The sequence below is a fragment of the Pedobacter polaris genome (genome assembly GCF_005116505.1).
Classification (GTDB): domain Bacteria; phylum Bacteroidota; class Bacteroidia; order Sphingobacteriales; family Sphingobacteriaceae; genus Pedobacter; species Pedobacter polaris.
The window spans coordinates 407,072-423,740 of record NZ_SWBR01000001.1 but is presented as its reverse complement, the minus strand read 5'-3'; the positions used below and the strand labels follow the sequence as shown (position 1 = coordinate 423,740).

General features: G+C 36.5%; 17 protein-coding genes. 14 read left to right on the top strand and 3 right to left on the bottom strand.

What is annotated here, in order from left to right:
- Positions 1–14 precede the first annotated feature (14 nt).
- The 13 genes from FA048_RS01910 (at position 15) to FA048_RS01850 (ending at position 13,108) form a co-directional block, all read left to right on the top strand.
- Positions 15–2,399 carry a heavy metal translocating P-type ATPase gene (locus FA048_RS01910; RefSeq protein WP_136838405.1) on the top strand — a complete coding sequence of 795 codons (2,385 nt, stop codon included), beginning with the start codon at positions 15–17 and terminating at the stop codon, positions 2,397–2,399.
- The gene (gene ccoS / locus FA048_RS01905; protein ID WP_136838403.1) at positions 2,396–2,545 is read left to right on the top strand and encodes a cbb3-type cytochrome oxidase assembly protein CcoS; all 150 of its coding nucleotides are present in this window, start codon (positions 2,396–2,398) and stop codon (positions 2,543–2,545) included. Before FA048_RS01910 ends, ccoS begins: the two co-directional genes overlap by 4 nt.
- A gap of 224 nt (positions 2,546–2,769) precedes the next feature.
- Complete coding sequence (gene ccoN, locus FA048_RS01900; RefSeq protein ID WP_136838401.1) at positions 2,770–4,908, top strand: cytochrome-c oxidase, cbb3-type subunit I; 2,139 nt, start codon at positions 2,770–2,772, stop codon at positions 4,906–4,908.
- Positions 4,909–4,910: 2 nt separating this feature from the next.
- A complete protein-coding gene (locus tag FA048_RS01895; protein ID WP_136838399.1) occupies positions 4,911–5,093 on the top strand; it encodes a hypothetical protein in 183 nt (60 codons plus the stop codon).
- Positions 5,080–6,009, top strand: coding sequence for a cbb3-type cytochrome c oxidase N-terminal domain-containing protein (locus tag FA048_RS01890; RefSeq protein WP_136838397.1), 930 nt, complete (start codon positions 5,080–5,082; stop codon positions 6,007–6,009). The genes FA048_RS01895 and FA048_RS01890 overlap by 14 nt, the downstream gene beginning before the upstream one ends.
- A complete protein-coding gene (gene ccoG, locus FA048_RS01885; protein ID WP_136838395.1) occupies positions 5,987–7,357 on the top strand; it encodes a cytochrome c oxidase accessory protein CcoG in 1,371 nt (456 codons plus the stop codon). Before FA048_RS01890 ends, ccoG begins: the two co-directional genes overlap by 23 nt.
- Positions 7,358–7,440: 83 nt before the next feature.
- Entirely contained in the window at positions 7,441–7,869 is a 429-nt protein-coding gene (locus FA048_RS01880; protein ID WP_136838393.1) for a FixH family protein, read from the top strand.
- A complete protein-coding gene (locus tag FA048_RS01875) occupies positions 7,866–8,564 on the top strand; it encodes a sulfite exporter TauE/SafE family protein (RefSeq protein WP_136838391.1) in 699 nt (232 codons plus the stop codon). Before FA048_RS01880 ends, FA048_RS01875 begins: the two co-directional genes overlap by 4 nt.
- 121 nt (positions 8,565–8,685) lie before the next feature.
- The gene (locus tag FA048_RS01870; RefSeq protein ID WP_136838389.1) at positions 8,686–9,312 is read left to right on the top strand and encodes a YceI family protein; all 627 of its coding nucleotides are present in this window, start codon (positions 8,686–8,688) and stop codon (positions 9,310–9,312) included.
- Positions 9,313–9,337: 25 nt separating this feature from the next.
- Positions 9,338–10,660: a hypothetical protein gene (locus FA048_RS01865; protein WP_136838387.1), complete on the top strand. Its 1,323-nt coding sequence runs from the start codon at positions 9,338–9,340 to the stop codon at positions 10,658–10,660.
- Between the two features lie 60 nt (positions 10,661–10,720).
- On the top strand, positions 10,721–11,332 hold the full coding sequence (locus FA048_RS01860) for a YceI family protein (protein ID WP_136838385.1): 612 nt from the start codon (positions 10,721–10,723) through the stop codon (positions 11,330–11,332).
- A gap of 77 nt (positions 11,333–11,409) precedes the next feature.
- The gene (locus FA048_RS01855; protein WP_136838383.1) at positions 11,410–11,808 is read left to right on the top strand and encodes a hypothetical protein; all 399 of its coding nucleotides are present in this window, start codon (positions 11,410–11,412) and stop codon (positions 11,806–11,808) included.
- 1 nt (position 11,809) lies between these two features.
- Complete coding sequence (locus FA048_RS01850) at positions 11,810–13,108, top strand: acetyl-CoA hydrolase/transferase family protein (protein ID WP_136838381.1); 1,299 nt, start codon at positions 11,810–11,812, stop codon at positions 13,106–13,108.
- Positions 13,109–13,205: 97 nt separating this feature from the next.
- Here FA048_RS01850 and FA048_RS01845 read toward each other — a convergent pair whose 3' ends face one another.
- Positions 13,206–13,865 carry an HAD family hydrolase gene (locus FA048_RS01845; protein WP_136839382.1) on the bottom strand — a complete coding sequence of 220 codons (660 nt, stop codon included), beginning with the start codon at positions 13,863–13,865 and terminating at the stop codon, positions 13,206–13,208.
- 194 nt (positions 13,866–14,059) lie between these two features.
- Here FA048_RS01845 and FA048_RS01840 point away from each other — a divergent pair, with 194 nt between their 5' ends.
- Complete coding sequence (locus FA048_RS01840) at positions 14,060–15,745, top strand: M1 family metallopeptidase (RefSeq protein ID WP_136838379.1); 1,686 nt, start codon at positions 14,060–14,062, stop codon at positions 15,743–15,745.
- A 1-nt stretch (position 15,746) separates the two neighbouring features.
- On the opposite strand, the gene FA048_RS01835 is transcribed toward FA048_RS01840, so the two are convergent.
- Together FA048_RS01835 and FA048_RS01830 are read right to left on the bottom strand one after the other, a co-directional pair.
- Positions 15,747–16,175 carry a hypothetical protein gene (locus FA048_RS01835; protein ID WP_136838377.1) on the bottom strand — a complete coding sequence of 143 codons (429 nt, stop codon included), beginning with the start codon at positions 16,173–16,175 and terminating at the stop codon, positions 15,747–15,749.
- Positions 16,153–16,572 (bottom strand): DUF5655 domain-containing protein, encoded by a 420-nt coding sequence (locus tag FA048_RS01830; RefSeq protein WP_136838375.1) that lies wholly within the window; start codon positions 16,570–16,572, stop codon positions 16,153–16,155. The genes FA048_RS01835 and FA048_RS01830 overlap by 23 nt, the downstream gene beginning before the upstream one ends.
- Between the last annotated feature and the right edge of the window lie 97 nt (positions 16,573–16,669).

Sequence of the window (16,669 nt, the reverse complement as noted above, 5' to 3'; positions counted from 1 at the left end):
TTAATAAGATTAAAATGATAGAACACCACAAAATTTTAAGTGCAAGTATATGCTATCACTGTGGGGAAGAAATTACAGGAATTGATCGAGTAATTGACGACAAACATTTCTGCTGTGCCGGATGCCAAGGGGTTTATCAGATTTTAGCAGCAAATAACATGTGTGCTTATTACTCCTACAATGATGCTCCAGGCAAACGTTTAAGCCATACTAGCCATTTTGAATATTTGGATGAACCTAGCGTCATTAAACAACTGATCGATTATCAGGACGAAAAAAGTACAATAGTAACCTTCTATATTCCAGCTATCCATTGCAGTTCTTGCATTTGGTTGTTAGAGCATTTATATAAGATAAACCCTGCTATTTTCAGCTCAAGAATAGATTTTTTGAAGAAACAAGTAACCATTAGTTTCAAAAATCAAGGGTTAAGTTTAAGGAATGTTGTAGAAACCTTGGTAGAGATTGGCTACGAACCTGCTATCAACCTACAAGATGTAGTTAAAGAAAATAGTAATTCAGTAAACAAAAGCCTGATCCTTAAAATTGCGATTGCCGGCTTTTGCATGGGCAATGTGATGTTATTTAGTTTTCCAGAATATTTTGGTCTTTCTGGTCTGGAGCGACAGTTTCAGTCCTTATTCGGCTGGCTTAATTTGGCTTTCTCTATTCCAGTAACGTTTTATTGCGGTCGTGATTATTTCGTATCCGCTTGGAATAGCCTCAAACACAAACATGTAAATCTGGATACGCCACTCGCTTTGATTATTGCAGTACTGTTTTTGCGCACTACATATGCTGTGGTTTTTAATATAGGACCAGGTTTTGCCGATACGCTTACTGGCCTTGTTTTTTTGCTCTTGATGGGCAAGTGGGTTAAACAGCGTACTTATCATCACATTTCATTTGATCGCGATTATCGTTCTTATTTCCCCATTGCCATTACCACTTTACAAGATGGAAAAGAAAAGCCGAAGGCAATTAACGAATTGACAATTGGTGATAGGTTATGGATTAGGAATGGCGAATTGGTACCTGCTGATTCTATTTTAATGAAAGGCGATGCTTGGCTTGATATGAGCTTTGTAACTGGCGAGACCGAACCCCAACAAAAGGTTCTGGGGGAAATTATTTACGCTGGGGGCAAGCAAATGGGTGAGGGAATAGAAATTGAAGTAGTGAAAAATCCATCGCAAAGTTACCTGACCAGTTTGTGGAACAAAGCGCACTATACCGATAATTTTAAACATAATTTTAATGATAGTGTAGCTAAGTACTTCAGTATAGCTGTATTCATTATCGCATTTGCAGCTATGGGATACTGGTTTTTTAACAGTAATACCACAAAAGCTTGGGCTGCATTTACTGCAGTAATTATTGTAGCTTGTCCATGTGTGTTAGCGCTGAGTACACCTTTTACTTTATCGGCAATTTTATCAGTATTTGATAGAAGAGGCTTTTATGTAAAAAATACCGATGCAGTAGAGGAATTAGCAAAGTGTAGTGCTATTGTTTTTGACAAAACGGGAACTTTAACCACTACCGAAAATGCCAAAATTCATTTTACTGGCACACTTGATCAAGAAGAAAAGAAATTAGTGGTGTCTTTATTGAACCATTCTTCACATCCTTTGAGCAGACAGATTTTAAAAAGCCTTTCGTTTAACGGATTTTATGCCATTTCTAAATACAAAGAAATCCCTGGTAAAGGGATTAAGGGTTTAGTGAATAACCAAATGGTGTATGCCGGTAATCAAGCTATCTTGCCCTTTGATATTAAACCTATTCAACAAAGTGGGGTTCATATTGTAATTAACAGTGCCTACAAAGGTACTTTTGTAATTGAGCAGCAATGGCGTGAAGGCCTAGATAAACTGATTTCAAAACTAGAAGACAGTTTTAGATTAACTGTTTTATCTGGCGATACCAATAAAGACCATGAAGCATTAAAAAAATTATTCCTACCCAATGCAGTAGTTAAATTTAAACAGAGTCCGCATGATAAGCTCGAAGCGATTTTAATACAACAAAAAACAGGAGAAAAAGTAATGATGTTGGGAGATGGGCTTAATGATGCGGGTGCTTTAAAACAGAGTAATTTTGGGATTGCCATCACCGATAACATTAATAATTTTACACCGGGTTGCGATGGCATTCTAAAAGGAAGCTCGCTAAATGATTTGCCCAATTTTCATCAGCTTAGCAAAGATGGACTGAAAATCATCAAAATCAGTTTTGCCATTGCAATAGCTTACAATTGCATAGGACTATACTTTGCCGTGCAGGGAACGCTTTATCCTTTGGTTGCCGCAGTGCTCATGCCAATTAGTACCATTACAATCATCAGTTTTACAACCATCGCCACTAGATTTTTTGCACGTAAAAACCATTTATTATGAATATCCTGTATTTTTTAGTCGGCTGTAGTGTGCTGATGGCATTGGTTTTTTTAGGGGCTTTTATCTGGTCGCTTAAAAACGGACAACACGATGATGTGGTAACGCCCGGGATGAGGGTATTGTTTGATGATGACGAAGTGGAATAGGAGTTCTCTTCTAATAACTATCAAAACTCCATTCTGAGTGCTTGTTTAACTTAATATTCTGATTGTCTAGCGTTATGTCTTGCCTCGGTTTGGCATGCTGTGAGCGGATAGTTTAGTGAATTAAATTATGATATCAATCACTTTTTCCTCTAAGCTTTATCACCAGCCATTGGGGCTTCACTAAATACTTTTGTTCCATTACAAACAAGCAATTTCTATTTCTTATGCAGTTAGAAAAATTTACTTACGATAACAAGATTGTCCGCAATTTCGGGCTTGCCACTATTATTTGGGGCATTATCGGGATGACCGTTGGACTTCTTGTTGCCATGCAGCTTTTTAAGCCAGCCATGAACTTGGGCAACCAATACACCACTTTTGGTCGTATTAGACCATTACACACCAATGCGGTAATTTTCGCCTTTGTGGGCAATGCTATTTTTATGGGTGTTTATTATTCTTTGCAACGATTGTTAAAAGCAAGGATGTTTAGCGACCTGCTTAGCAAAATCCATTTTTGGGGATGGCAACTGATTATTGTATCGGCCGTAATAACCTTGCCACTTGGCTTTACTACCTCCCACGAATATGCGGAATTAGAATGGCCTATTGATATTGCCATTACTTTAATTTGGGTGGTATTTGGTATCAATATGTTTGGTACAATTATTAAACGCCGAGAGCGACATCTGTATGTAGCCATCTGGTTTTACATTGCCACCTTCGTAACCATTGCGGTACTGCACATTGTAAATTCATTTGAACTGCCTATTTCCTTTCTAAAAAGCTATTATGTATACGCTGGTGTACAAGATGCACTAGTGCAATGGTGGTATGGGCACAATGCGGTGGCATTTTTCCTCACCACGCCTTATTTGGGCATGATGTATTACTTCTTGCCTAAAATGGCTAACAGGCCAGTTTATTCTTACAAATTGAGTATCCTTCACTTCTGGTCGCTTATATTTATCTATATCTGGGCGGGTCCACACCATTTGTTATATACCTCTTTACCAGGATGGGCGCAGTCTTTAGGCGTTGCCTTTTCTATTATGCTAATTGCTCCAAGTTGGGGTGGGATGATTAACGGACTGTTAACCTTACGTGGTGCATGGGATAAAGTGCGTGAAGATGTGACCTTAAAATTTATGGTCGTAGCCTTAACCGCTTATGGTATGGCCACTTTTGAGGGGCCACTGCTATCTTTAAAACAAATTAATGGTGTTGCCCATTTTACCGATTGGATTGTAGCCCATGTGCATGTAGGTGCTTTGGGTTGGAATGGCTTTCTAACTTTTGGAGTTTTATATTGGCTTATCCCTCGTATTTACAAAACAGAATTATATTCTAAAAAAATGGCTGCTTTCCATTTTTGGATCGGCACTCTGGGAATCTTATTTTATGCAGTACCGATGTATTGGGCTGGTTTTACACAAGGATTGATGTGGAAAGAGTTTACGCCAGAAGGTCTATTGAAATATCCTAACTTTTTAACCATCACTTTACAAATTATCCCTATGCATGTTTTGCGTGCTATAGGAGGAGCGCTTTATTTAGCTGGTGTAATTGTAATGACAATTAACTTGGCTAAAACAATGTTGCGTGCTAAATTAATAGCTAATGAACCTGCAGAAGCCATGCCTCTGGAAGAGGTAATAGTGGAAGATGCAGCCGATAAAAAATGGCACCGAAAACTGGAGCGTAAACCCATTAAATTTATGGTGCTTGCTCTTATTGTTATCTTGATTGGTGGGATGGTAGAAATGATGCCAACATTTACCATTCAATCTAACATACCAACTATCGACAGCGTAAAACCTTACTCAGCATTAGAACTGCAAGGTAGGGATATCTATATCAGAGAAGGCTGTGTGAATTGTCATACCCAAACAGTACGTCCATTTCGTTCAGAAACCGAACGCTATGGCGAATACAGTAAAGCTGGAGAGTTTGTGTACGATCATCCATTTTTATGGGGAAGTAAGCGTACCGGGCCAGATTTACACCGCATTGGTGGGAAATATTCAAATGCATGGCATTTTAACCATATGTTAGATCCAACCTCAATGTCGCCAGGAAGTATTATGCCTGCGTATCAATGGTTGATTAGCCAAAAATTAGATACAACAACCACAGCTAGCAAGATAAGAGCTATGCAAAGTTTGGGTGTACCTTATAAAGAGGACTATGATAAAATTGCCAATGCAGATTTAAAAATACAGGCCGATTCGGTGGTAAAAAATCTCAAACAAGATAACATTAAAGTAACCAGCGACAAAGAGATTATAGCCATTATCGCTTATCTACAACGCATGGGTACCGATATCAAAGCAAATAAATCTACAATTCCTTCAAACCAATAATCATGTTCAAACAAATTAAAGACTTAGCTGGAGGCGAATTTTACCTCATTACTTCCCTGCTCATTTTTATGGTGTTTTTTATTCTGGTTGGTGTTTATCTCCTTAAACTAAATAAAAACCATATAGCCATGATGAGCAATTTGCCAATCGAAGACCAAAAAGTTCAAGACCATGAAGAAAATTAGCCTAACATTCGCCATTTTATTAATCAATCTACAATTATTTGCCATTGCAAAAGAAACAGCTCTGCCAGCAAGTAGCCGTAGTATAGAATTGAATTTTGCCGATTTACTGGTTATTGCATTGCTTTTATTTGCCGTTGTTGCTTTGCTTGCCACAGTGGTATTGTTGAAAAGCCTTAAGGTAATGGTTAAAGAACGAATGCATCCTACACCGTTTGTGAAATACAAAGCACCCGCATCATTGGAATATATAGAATGGATAGAGTTGAAAAAAAGTAAACCCAATATCTGGACTAAACTTTTAAGCCTTAAGCCAATTGAAGAAGAGGAAACCTTGATTATTCCACATGCTTACGATGGGATTCACGAACTCAATAATCCAATTCCGAGGTGGTTCAATGTATTGTTTTATGGAACTTTGGTGTTCGCAATCTGCTATTTTTATTATTATCACGTTGGCGATGGTTTAAGACAAGACCAAGAATACGCCGCTGAAATAGTAAAAGCTGACCAAGATAAAAGAGTCTTTTTGGCTAAAGCAGGTGAAAAATTTGATGAAAACTCTGTTAAGCCAGATCAAACACTAGTTGCCAATGGAAAAGCCATATTTATGGCCAATTGCGTTGCTTGCCATGGCGAGCATGGAGAAGGCCTAGTAGGTCCAAACCTAGTAGACGAATTTTGGTTGCATGGTGGTAGCATCAGCGATGTGTTTAAAACCGTTAAGTACGGGGTTCCCGCAAAAGGAATGGCCAGCTGGGAGAAGAATCTAAGTTCAAAAAACCTTGCTGAAGTAGTCAATTTCATTATGTCATTGCAAGGCACTACTCCTGCCAATGCAAAAGCCCCACAGGGTGAAAAATATGAAGTTAAAAGTGAGAAGGATACCGTGAATAATGAAATCATCACCAAAAACTAATAGTTCTAAAAGCAAGGGTAGGGAATTTATCTATCCTAAAAAACCTTCGGGCAAATTGTATGCTTACCGTAAATGGGTAAGTTATGTGCTGCTTATTTGCTTGTTTTCTTTTCCTTTTGTGAAATTGGATGGCGAACAATTGGTGCTGCTTAATTTTTTGGAGCGAAAATTTGTGTTTTTTGGATTGATATTTACCCCTCAAGATTTTTATCTCTTCGCACTCGCAATGCTCATTTTTATCATCTTTATTGTATGTTTTACAATAGTACTTGGTAGGTTATGGTGTGGCTGGGCCTGCCCGCAGACCATTTTTATGGAACTAATTTTTAGGAGGATTGAATATTGGATAGAGGGTGATGCCAACCAGCAAAAGAAATTAGATGCGCAACCTTGGACTGGTAAAAAGATTTTTAAAAAAGGCAGTAAACATTTCCTCTTTCTGCTCATTTCTTTTGGTATTGCCAATACATTTTTGGCCTATTTGATTGGATCTGATGTACTTTATAAAATTGTTACCGAACCCATCAGTCAGCATGTTTCTGGTTTTTTCTCCATTTGGCTTTTCACCTTCGTTTTTTATGGGGTTTTTGCTTATGTGCGTGAAATAGTTTGTACGGTTATTTGTCCGTATGGGCGTCTACAGGGGGTGTTGTTAGATAATCAGAGCCTAATTGTAGCCTATAATGAAAAAAGAGGAGAGCCTCGGGCGCATCTCCAAAAAAATGCTTTAGACCTAAGCAAAGGAGATTGCATTGATTGTGGGTTGTGTGTGCAGGTTTGTCCAACTGGAATTGATATCCGCCAGGGCACACAGCTAGAATGTGTAAACTGTACCGCCTGCATTGATAGTTGTAATGAGGTGATGACCAAAATAAATAGACCATTAAACCTAATTGGTTTTTACAACCAAGATTTTATCAAACAACAAACACCTTTTAAACTTGGCTTAAAGGCTTATGGATATGCGGGGGTACTGCTTGTGTTACTTTTTGTTTTTTCGAGCCTAATTTATAAAAGGCAAGATGTACAGACAACTGTGTTAAGAGCTAGTGGAACACTATATCAGCTCAATAAAGATGGTACGGTAAGCAATTTGTACAACGCTGAGCTAATTAATAAAACCAATAAGGCAATTGAGTTCAGGTTTAGATCGCTGGATGATGCTGATGTAATTAAGTTTATTCAGAAACCAGAAATTTTGCCGAAAGATGGCTCAACACGTTTAACATTCTTTCTTATTAAAAAACAAAAGGATATAACAGAATTTAAATCTAAGATAGTATTTGAAGTAATTGCTGATGGAAAAGTAATCAGCACTGCATCGACCACGTTTTTTTCGCAGCCTTAGGCAGTTTATCAAAAGCTGCAAAGTCTTCGTTTAGCAATGTAAAAATTTAATATCGGAACTGCTTACAATTAAACACTGAAAAAATGAACTGGGGAACAAAAATAGTTTTAGGCATGATCACTTTTATGCTTTTCATCATATGCATGGTAGTTTATATGTTTAGTGTGCATGGAAATGATGCGCTTGTAGATGAAGATTATTACGAAAAAGGTATCAATTATAACCAAGAATATAATGCCAAGCAAAACGTAATAACTGATGGTGCACAGCCTAAAATAACAGTGAGCAATAGCCAAATCATTATCCAATTAAAAGATAGTGCTAACTATGAGCTGAAACTAATGCGACCTTCTACCACAAAAAATGATATAAAAGATAAGGGTAATACAGTGGGCGATTCGAATCTCATTTTAATAGGTACCAAAAATATGCACTCTGGTCTTTGGTTTTTAGAGCTCAAATGGACGTGCAATGGTAAAAATTACTTTTTCAAAAAAGACATCACATTGTGACTTATTTACCTCTAGCATTTTTACTTGGCCTATTGGGCAGCTTGCATTGCGCTGTAATGTGCGGCCCGCTAATGCTTAGCTTACCAATATCGCAAAAGAATTATCTTAAATCGGCTTTGCAGCTGCTACTTTATCAATTAGGTAGAGTTTTAGTGTACACGTTATTAGGGCTATTGGTAGGTCTAATTGGTAATAGTATGGTTATAATCACCAATCAACAAACGTTAAGCATATTGGTGGGCTCATTGTTAATTCTTTTTACTTTACTCCATTTTTCGGGTCGATATTTCAAATTGTTCAATCGTTTTCAATCTAAATTAATCTCACCCATTAGCAAATTGATGGGCAAGGTATACGGTTTGCCATTTTGGGGCTTTTTTGCAGGAATGTTAAATGGACTTATCCCATGTGGAATGGTTTATTTGGCTTTGGCAACTGCTCTAAATTCGGGCTCGATTAAAGAATCTGCCAGCTTCATGTTGCTGTTTGGTTTGGGAACCACACCACTCATGTTACTAATTTCTTTGAGTGGAATTTACCTAAAGCGCTATATCCGATTCAATCCAAATCGGCTTATCCCATGGTTTATGCTTTTTATGGGTACACTTTTTATTTTACGTGCCACTGAACTAGGAATTCCTTTTCTATCGCCAGCTCAACACCTACAGCACGGTTCTGCTATAGAATGCAAATAACTTTTTCATGAAATGAAGATAAAGTTAAACCTGATGAGCATCAGTTTTAAACCTGTTGCCTATCAGCTAGCGAACAGTGTGGCTAAGGTACTTTTGAGGTATCAAATAAAGGAAAATCATCATGAAAAAAGTACAACAACACCTAGGAATATTGACCAGCATAAAAATCGCAGTCTTGTTCATTATGTTATCGCCTATGGGGATAATGGCACAATCGGTTTATAAACTAGCGCCTGGAAAAAACAATAATATCAAAGTGGCTGGTACATCAAATGTACATGATTGGACAATGACAGCTAAAGACATCGAAAGTACAGGAGCATTTAAGTTCAACAGTCGTGATGAGCTTATCGATGTTACTTCACTTAAGTTTACTGTGGTTGCAAAGAGTTTGAAAAGTGACAAATCATCAATGGATACCAGAACCTATAAAAGCATAAAGGCAGATGAGTTTCCTAAGATCAGCTATCAGCTCACTTATGCTACAGTTACCATGATACAAGCTAACAAATATGCTATCCAAACAACCGGTATACTTACCATTGCTGGGAAAACACAAACTATTAGCATGAAAGTAATGGCCTTGGTTAATGCCGACCGCTCTATCAGTTGCCATGGAACAGAAAAGCTAATGTTAACAGATTATGGCATACAGCCTCCCAGTTTTATGTTAGGAGCCATGAAAGTTGGAAACAACCTTACAATCTCATTCAATATCGATTACACTAATGCCGCTACAGCTAAATAACTTCTTACCCATTATTATAAAAGTCATGAAAAATAAATTTACTACCCAGAAACTAACCGTTATTGCACTATTTGCACTTAGCATAGTCAGTGCTCATACCATGGCCCAAGTAACCAACCTTAGGCCGTACGATAAATCAGGAATCAATGTATTTGAGGCTCCGAAAGATAGCAGCGCAGTATTCGAAAAATTAAAAGTTCAGTTCGGTGCAGGTTTTACCCAATCTTTCCAAGGTTTAAAACACGAAAATACATCGGGTGGATTATATAAAATAAGCCCGGGGTTTAATACTGCAAACGCCAACTTGTTTATGGATGTGCAGCTGGCAGATGGAATTAGATTAAACTTAACTAGTTATCTTTCTTCTCGTCACCACAATGAAACTTGGGTGAAAGGAGGTTATATCCAGTTTGATAAACTTCCCTTTAAAGGTACAGTTTGGGAAGAGATCATGAAGGTTGCCACTATTAAAATTGGCCATATGGAAATCAACTATGGTGATCAACATTTCCGTAGATCAGATGGCGGACAAACGCTGTATAATCCATTTATCGAAAACTATATTATGGATGGTTTTACTACTGAAATTGGTGGAGAAGTTTTAGTGAGGAAAAATGCATTGTTTGGAATGATCGGTGTTTCTAACGGTATGATTAAAGGAAATATAGATAGTTTAGTTGCTACTGCGCAAGATGCAAATACCCATAAATCACCAGCTATTTACCTGAAAGGTGGTTTCGACAAACAAGTAAACACAGATTTAAGAGTTCGTTTAGCTGGTTCTTATTATACCAATAGCAGTTCTGGCGGCCAAACCTTATATGGTGGCGATCGTACTGGATCAAACTATTTTATGGTGCTAGAAAAATTGGGTGCCACTACAGCAGCTAATGCATTTTCTGGACGATTTAATCCGGGTTTTACCAAAAAAGTAAATGCACTTCAATTAAATGCCTTTGTGAAATTACAAGGTTTGGAGTTGTTTGCAACCTATGAAAATGCCAAAGGCAGATCTAAAACCGAAACCAGTGTAAGAGGGGCAGAGCAAATTGCTATTGATGGTGTATACAGATTTGGAGCATCAGAAGACTTTTTTATCGGTGCAAAGTATAATGTGGTTACTGCAGAAATGGCTAATGTAGCAGCCGTAGGTACTACCCCTGCAATTACGTATACTAGTGATGTAAAAATAGATCGAATTGCATTTGCTGCGGGTTGGTTCATGACCAAAAACATTTTGTTGAAAGGCGAATACGTTACCCAAAAATATAAAGATTTTCCAACAGCAGATTACCGCAGTGCCGGAAAATTTAAAGGCTATGTAATCCAAGCTGTAGTAGGATTTTAATTGATCTTAAAGAGGGAGGGAGCTTAAGGGCGTCTTCCCTCTTTTTTATTCCAAAATATCATGATGACGAAGATACTTCTACTTGTTATTTCTTTGGTAATGCCTAATCTACAATTAGTAATGGCTCCAATGTCATATAAGACAGCAACCAAATGGGTCATTCGAGAAAATAGTAGCCTAAGAGTTAAGGGCAGTACCAATGTCAACCAATTTTCGTGTGCAATATCAAGTTATCCAAAAACAGATACAGTAACCATAAGTACAGAAAGGGGAAGTCCGATGGTGCTAAGTGGTAGAGTTAGATTAGATGTGAAGAACTTTGACTGCAATAACATGATGATGACAAGAGAGCTCCGTAAAACCTTAAAAGAAGATAAGTTTCCTTATTTACATGTTGCTTTTTTATCCTTAAAAGAAATTCCTTTAACCAATCAGACTGATAATATCGTTAAAGGTATAGTTGAAATTGAAATAGCAGGCGTAAAAAAGAAATTCGAAATCAGTTATCAGCTAAAAAATAATAAAGATCAAATTACCCTGCTCGGTTGCCAAACCATTAATTTTTCTGATTTTAATTTGACCCCTCCAAAAAAAATGGGAAAGCTTATACAGGCGAAAGATAAATTGAGTGTGATTTTTGAGCTTCACTTGCAGTTGGTAAAGCCACTGTAATCCATATCATTTTTTTGTCTGACACAAGTCCACTATTAAACCCGGCCTAACACCGAAATTTGTTAAAAATAGCTATCATGATTATTACACCAGATTTACAATTATCACAAGAACTGCAAGAGCTGTATCTTGAGAATAAAGAGTATATGTCTCAGCTTCTTTTTTTGGAAGATGAGTATCGTTTCTTTCTTCAACTATTTGAAACCCGATATACTGCAATAGGAGAAAAACATAGCGAAGAAGAGTTGATGTTTGTTGGTGCCAGTTTAGACGAGCTAAAAAGTCAGATGGGGAAGTTAAAAAACTTGATTTCCAAACATCAGCATTTGCTCGAAACTATATTAAAAAATGAAAAGCAGACTATTGGATTCGAGCTTATCGAAGAAAACAGTATCATCGCTCAAACAATAGCTACGCTATTGGATAGTGATAAAAACATAAAGAAAGCACTTTTTGAACTTGTAGCTACAAAATAATATGTTCACACCAATTTACCTCAATGAAGATCAGGCATTAATGAAAGTGAAGTCTGGGAACAGGGTTTTTATCCATGGTGGTGCCGCAACTCCAGTTTGTTTGGTAGAGGCATTGCAACGCAGACATCATCAGCTCAATAACGTTGAGCTCGTTAGCATTACAACATTAGGAAATGTTAATTTCGATAAACCTGAATATCGTAAAGCTTTCTTTTTCAATTCGCTATTTGTATCTGCGGCAACCAGAAATGTGGTTAATAGCGAAAATGGTGATTACGTTCCGATATTTTTAAGCCAGATTCCTTTGCTTTTTCGTAGAAATATCTTGCCTATAGATATAGCCCTGATTCAAGTTTCTCCTCCAGACGTACATGGTTATTGTTCATTGGGAACATCGGTAGACATTGCACGGGCTGCTGTAGATATGGCGAAACATGTAATAGCTCAGGTAAATCCTTTAATGCCAAGAACACATGGTGATGGTTTCGTCCATATCAGTAAGATTGATTCAATGGTATGGTATAATGCAGCACTACCAGAAGTAAACTACGAAAACCAATTAAATGAGGTTATCGAAAAAATTGGCTATAATGTAGCCTCTTTGGTTGAAGATGGGGCTACACTACAAATGGGCATTGGCGGTATTCCTGACCAGGTTCTTAAAAATTTGGGTACGCACAAAGACCTTGGCATTCATACAGAAATGTTTTCAGATGGCATAATTCCACTTATTGAAAACGGGGTGATAAACAACAGTAAAAAGAAGCTAAATGTAGGTCGCTCGGTTACTTCTTTTATTACAGGTACGCGAAGGTTATATGATTTTGTTAATGATAATCCAGCCATTCGGGTGATGGACATCAGCTATGTAAACGATACGAGCATCATCAGGCAAAATCCAAAAGTTACCGCTATTAATAGTGCAGTAGAAATTGATCTAACCGGTCAAGTGTGTTCAGATTCTATTGGGACTTATCAATATTCTGGCATTGGAGGGCAGATGGATTTTATACATGGAGCCTCCCTATCTGAAGGCGGCAAGCCTATTATTGCAATCCCGTCTCAAACAAATAAGGGGATAAGCAGGATTGTACCTTTTTTAAAGGAAGGTGCAGGTGTTGTAACCACTAGGGGCCATGTGCATTGGGTTGTTACCGAATATGGGATAGTAAATCTGTTTGGCAAAAGCTTGAAACAAAGGGCTAAAGCATTAATTTCTATTGCACATCCTGATCATCAGGAATTGTTAGATATTTCTTATCGTGAACGATTCGGCTACAACATGGTAGGTGTTCTGTAATTTGCTTTAATGGCGATATTCACTCAATAAAAACTGTCAATATATTAAATACTAAAAAGCCTTAACTTTTAAGTTGAGGCTTAATTGATTCTAGAAATTAAAATAAAGTCTCTAGAATAGTGTCATTGTAATCTTTTACAAATGCAATGATGTTTTTATAGTTGATAAACTCTTCTTTTTCATGCATTGTAGTTAGCACTACACAAGGCATATTTGCATTTTCTGCTGCTTCAACACCTTTTGGAGCATCTTCAAAAACTATACATTCTGATGGCGCAATACCTAAAATTCCTGCGGCTTTAACGAATGTTTCAGGATCTGGCTTACTAATTTTCACATCATCTGCACTTACAATGGTCTCAAAATAATCCCTAATCTGTAACCCATCCAATACAAAATTGATGTTAAATGGAATAGCTGCAGATCCAATTGCCATTTTGATATGATTGGCCTTAGCCTTTTTTAAAAAATCAGGCAAGCCATTTATTAATGCTAAACTAGCCGCATATTCTTTTTGGTAACGACGTTCTTTTTCTAAAGACAATTCATCTTCACGCTCCGATGTAAAATGCTCACTTCCAAAAATGCGGTGCAATAACTCCCTGTTTTTACCATACATTTCTTTTTTAACATCAGCATAACTTAAGCCAGCATTCAGATCTTCATTTAATATAGAATACCAGGCTCTTGCATGGTACTCCATATCATCAATCATGGTTCCGTTAAGGTCGAAAAGAAAAGCTTTGGGTTTAAGCATCATGTTATCAATTTTTTTGATGCGAAGTTAATAAAAACTAGTTGTCTATAGTGCTTTCAAACAATTTGCATCTACAGCCATTTTTTATTTCAATAGAGAGATAAACAGTATTTCACTAAAACTTCTCAAATTTTAACTCTTCATAAATTGATGCAAAAAATTAGACATATTTGTTTGATTTAAAATTTATTAAGATGAATATTTCCATTTTGAAATCACTACTTTTTGCTATCATTTGCTGCCTTACCCTTAACGTGAGTGCGCAAACAAACCTTATAAATGCTAAAAAATTTACTTTAGCAGATACGCTTAGAGGTACATTAACTCCAGAAAGAACTTGGTGGGATGTACAGCGTTATGAGTTAGATTTTAAACCAGATTTCGTAGATAAATCAATCGCTGGATCTAATGAAATTGCTTATAAAGTAGTTAAAGCAAACAATGGAAGTATTAAAATGCAAATTGATTTGCAAGAGCCTTTAATTATAGACAGTGTTTTATATAATGGAAAGCAAAAATTAAGCTTTAGTAAAAAGGAAAGTGTTTGGTACGTGAAAGTTCCTGCTCAAAAAATGGAGGCGTTAAATAAAGTAAAGCTCTTTTATCATGGTAAAGTTCATCAAGCCATAAGAGCTCCGTGGGATGGTGGTTTTATTTTTGGAGTTGATTCATTGTCGAGACCCTACATGACCGTAGCCTGCCAAGGTTTGGGCGCATCTATTTGGTACCCAAATAAAGACCATCAAAGTGATGAACCAAATAAAGGAGCTTCATTAACCATGACAGTTCCAGATACATTGGTAGCTATTGGAAATGGAAGAATGGTTTATAAAAAAGAGAATAAAAATGGCACAACAACTTATAAGTATAATGTTGTAAATCCTATCAGTAATTATTGCATCATCCCTTATATTGGGAAGTATGTAAATTTTAATGAGGTATACAAGGGAGAAAAAGGACCTTTAACTGTTAATTATTGGGTATTAGATTATAATTTAAAAAAAGCTAAAAACTACATGCCAGACCAAGTGCATAAAATGTTTAAAGCCTTTGAGCATTGGTTCGGCCCGTATCCATTTTACGAAGATGGTTACCAATTGATAGACGCTTCGCACACAGGTATGGAACATCAATCGGCTGTTTCTTATGGTAATGCGTACAAATTTGGTTATCGTGGAAGAGATGCATCTGGGTATGGGTGGGGCTTAAAATGGGATTTTATCATCATTCATGAAAGCGGACATGAATGGTTTGGGAATAACATTACCACTAAAGATTTAGCGGATATGTGGGTTCATGAAGGTTTTACCAATTATAGCGAAACACTTTTTGTAGATTATCATTTTGGAGAAACTGCCGGAAATGAATACAATTATGGAATAAGAAAAGGGATTAAAAACGATAAAACAATTATTCCACCTTATAATGTCAATGCACAGGGTAGCGGAGATATGTATCCAAAAGGAGGAAATTTATTGCATTCCATTAGACATGGTTTAAATAATGATGTGCTTTTTAGAAATATTTTAAGAGGTTTAAATGCTAAATTTTATCATCAAACAGTAACTTCTGCCCAAGTAGAGGCTTATATTTCAGCAATGGCTAAATATAACTACAGTAAAGTTTTTGACCAATACTTAAGAACTACACAAATACCTACTTTAAATTATTACTTAACAAACGGAAAGGTATATTATCGCTATACCAATTGTGTTGCAGGATTTAATCTTCCATTATCCTTAAATAAAGATAAGTTAAGTATGAAGATAATACCTACAACAACTTGGCAAAGTACTACTTTAAAAGCCGGCCAACATGACCTGTTTACAGTAGATGGTATACAGAAAATGTATTATATCAATGTGGTAGAAGGGAAATAGCTTACTTAATTTTCTTGGGTAAAAAAGTTAAGATAATACCTTTAAATTTTGCTAGGATATCCCAAAATTTACGGTTGCTATCTACTTCATATTCGCCGCAATCTATGGTGTCGCTTCGGTTAATGATAAAGTCAGCTACGTTTTCAACGAGTTTAAGTTTAACCAGATTTTTCATCGCTTTTGCAAAATAACTTGCATAAACATGTCCCCAGATCTCAACGATTAAAGAGTCGTTTGTTATCTCAAATTCTTTACCTATAAAAAGAAAGTAGTCTTGTTTAATGTAATTTGCAAGCACCTCAGATCTGATATCAATATCGGTTGATAAAAATTTTTGTAATGCCTTCGGCTTTTTAAGCCTAACTAATTGCTCATCAAATACTACTAAAAGCTTATGCCCACTTAGCTCATAAATTTTTTCCGTTGGCATAAACTTTTTTCATGTAATTAAATACTTCTTCGTTAATATCATCAGGTATCATAATCCTTAAATGATGATTGTAATCATTGCTTCCTGGAACTAAAGCCATCTTACGGAAACATAAATTATCATCAAAAAGTTCTTTAAAAGGGAAAACTACATCGACAAAAGTTTTGCCCAAAGTAATAATGTAGGCAAATTTTACATCTGCAGAAATTACAATCATTGATTTTGTAGCCTGCAGTTTTACTGGCCCTATTTCCTCAAATTTTGAAATTAGATGGTCAAATAAATGAATTGCAATTGCTGTTTTTCCAACCAGAAAATCACTGACAGCTTTATCTCCACAATAGTGAATTTGGTTGTTGTTTTTGAAAGAACGGCTACATAAAGTGCAAGTCCACATTGATATTCCTTTTAACCACTATTCAAATTTAATAATAATCAAACGTTTGCGCACAATTATAATGGAATTTAAAAAACCAAAATTTCTATCTTACATC

Coding starts and splice junctions, on each gene's coding strand:
- FA048_RS01865 (WP_136838387.1), top strand. CDS start 9,338: ATGAAAAATAAATTTACTACCCAGAAACTAACCGTTATTGCACTATTT.
- ccoG (WP_136838395.1), top strand. CDS start 5,987: ATGAAATCATCACCAAAAACTAATAGTTCTAAAAGCAAGGGTAGGGAA.
- FA048_RS01870 (WP_136838389.1), top strand. CDS start 8,686: ATGAAAAAAGTACAACAACACCTAGGAATATTGACCAGCATAAAAATC.
- ccoN (WP_136838401.1), top strand. CDS start 2,770: ATGCAGTTAGAAAAATTTACTTACGATAACAAGATTGTCCGCAATTTC.
- FA048_RS01890 (WP_136838397.1), top strand. CDS start 5,080: ATGAAGAAAATTAGCCTAACATTCGCCATTTTATTAATCAATCTACAA.
- FA048_RS01845 (WP_136839382.1), bottom strand. CDS start 13,865: ATGCTTAAACCCAAAGCTTTTCTTTTCGACCTTAACGGAACCATGATT.
- FA048_RS01855 (WP_136838383.1), top strand. CDS start 11,410: ATGATTATTACACCAGATTTACAATTATCACAAGAACTGCAAGAGCTG.
- FA048_RS01830 (WP_136838375.1), bottom strand. CDS start 16,572: ATGTGGACTTGCACTTTATGTAGCCGTTCTTTCAAAAACAACAACCAA.
- FA048_RS01835 (WP_136838377.1), bottom strand. CDS start 16,175: ATGCCAACGGAAAAAATTTATGAGCTAAGTGGGCATAAGCTTTTAGTA.
- FA048_RS01840 (WP_136838379.1), top strand. CDS start 14,060: ATGAATATTTCCATTTTGAAATCACTACTTTTTGCTATCATTTGCTGC.
- FA048_RS01910 (WP_136838405.1), top strand. CDS start 15: ATGATAGAACACCACAAAATTTTAAGTGCAAGTATATGCTATCACTGT.
- ccoS (WP_136838403.1), top strand. CDS start 2,396: ATGAATATCCTGTATTTTTTAGTCGGCTGTAGTGTGCTGATGGCATTG.
- FA048_RS01880 (WP_136838393.1), top strand. CDS start 7,441: ATGAACTGGGGAACAAAAATAGTTTTAGGCATGATCACTTTTATGCTT.
- FA048_RS01850 (WP_136838381.1), top strand. CDS start 11,810: ATGTTCACACCAATTTACCTCAATGAAGATCAGGCATTAATGAAAGTG.
- FA048_RS01860 (WP_136838385.1), top strand. CDS start 10,721: ATGATGACGAAGATACTTCTACTTGTTATTTCTTTGGTAATGCCTAAT.
- FA048_RS01895 (WP_136838399.1), top strand. CDS start 4,911: ATGTTCAAACAAATTAAAGACTTAGCTGGAGGCGAATTTTACCTCATT.